The organism is Oleiphilus sp. HI0123, from assembly GCF_001635315.1.
In genome coordinates, this window is record NZ_LWGE01001488.1 from 1 (window position 1) to 1,501 (window position 1,501).

2 protein-coding genes are annotated in these 1,501 nt (G+C 47.4%); both read left to right on the forward strand.

The window, feature by feature from the left end; translation table 11 throughout:
• Positions 1-348 (forward strand): LemA family protein (locus A3761_RS19665; protein WP_197473130.1); only part of this gene is annotated, 348 nt, incomplete at its 5' end.
• 3 nt (positions 349-351) lie between these two features.
• A partial coding sequence (locus tag A3761_RS19670; protein WP_156491969.1) for a M48 family metallopeptidase occupies positions 352-1,501 on the forward strand: 1,150 nt, incomplete at its 3' end.

The following is a 1,501-nucleotide window of genomic DNA, read 5'->3' on the forward strand; positions in this document are numbered from 1 at the left end:
AAAGCAGCATCCGCTAATCCTTCTAGTGCGGGAGCGTTGCAGGAACTTGCTAAAAGTGAAGGTTTATTACAAAGTGCTTTAGGAAGTCTAAATGTGGCTGTAGAGGCTTATCCGGAACTGAAGGCTAGTGATAACATGAGCCAGCTTTCTGAAGAGCTGACTAGCACCGAGAATCGTGTGTCCTTTGCGCGTCAGTCCTTTAATGATTCAGTTACTGAATATAATCAATATCGTCAAAGCTTCCCTCAAAACCTTTTTGCTACCAGCTTTGGTCACAGAGAAGACGCGACGCTTCTAGAGTTTGAAGACTCGGCACAAATTCAATCGGCTCCCAAAGTTTCATTCTAGACAATGAACTTCTATAAAGCGCAAGATGATGCCAGGAAACAAACCTTATGGTTGTTGGCATTGTTTACCATTGCTGTCGTCTTATTGGTTTTGCTTACAAACCTCTGTGTCGCGTTTTTCGTTTTATACAGTAACCCAGAGTATGCACTGGATGGAGTGAATCCGATTGCTGATGCAGGCGGGAACATTTTTCAGTGGTGCGAAAACCTGATCACCGCACTAGGTTGGAAAAAATTTACCTGGACGACGCTTCTCGTCGTAGGCGTCTTGGCGATGGCTATGCTGTTCAAATGGCTCTCTTTGCGAGACGGAGGAAGGGTTGTCGCTGAAGCTTTGGGCGGTCGACCTGTTCTGACAAACTCAAGCCAGGCTCAGGAAAAGCGCTTACTAAATGTTGTCGAGGAGATTGCTTTGGCCGCGGGTATCCCAGTGCCACAAGTTTATTTGCTTGAAAAAGAACCAGGTATTAATGCCTTTGCCGCCGGTTTGTCGGTTGAGGATGCCGTTATTGGCGTCACACAAGGTTGTTTGGATACTTTTAACCGAGATCAGCTGCAGGGAGTTATTGCTCACGAATTTAGCCATGTTCTTAATGGCGATATGCGCCTGAACATGAAGTTACTGGTTGTCTTGCATGGCATTCTAATGATTAGTGAAAGTGGTCATATGGTGATGCGTATGACGAGTCAACGAGGGCGTCGCTATCGTAGCTATGGTCATGGCCGAAATAATGGCGGCGTGGTTGCGGGCCTGTTTGCATTTGGTTTGTGCCTATGGCTACTTGGCTCGATTGGCCAGTTATTTGGCATGATCATAAAGTCTGCTGTAAGCCGTCAGAGAGAGTTTTTGGCCGACGCCTCTGCAGTGCAGTTTACCCGAAACCCCAATGGTATTGGTGAGGCCTTGAGTTTGATTGGTGGTGCCACTGCCCAGTCACAAGTTGTGCATCATGGCGCTCATGAAGTGAGCCACTTGTTCTTTTCTCGCATCGGATCTCCTAGGCGCTACTTCACCCAGTTTTTTGCTACGCACCCGCCATTAGAAGAACGGATTCGCAGAGTTATGCCACGGTGGAGCGGCCGTTTTATGAAGCCTTCTTCACTAGAGCGGGAAGCAAGTGTTTTATCCGGTAGTGGTGAAACTGTATCGTCTT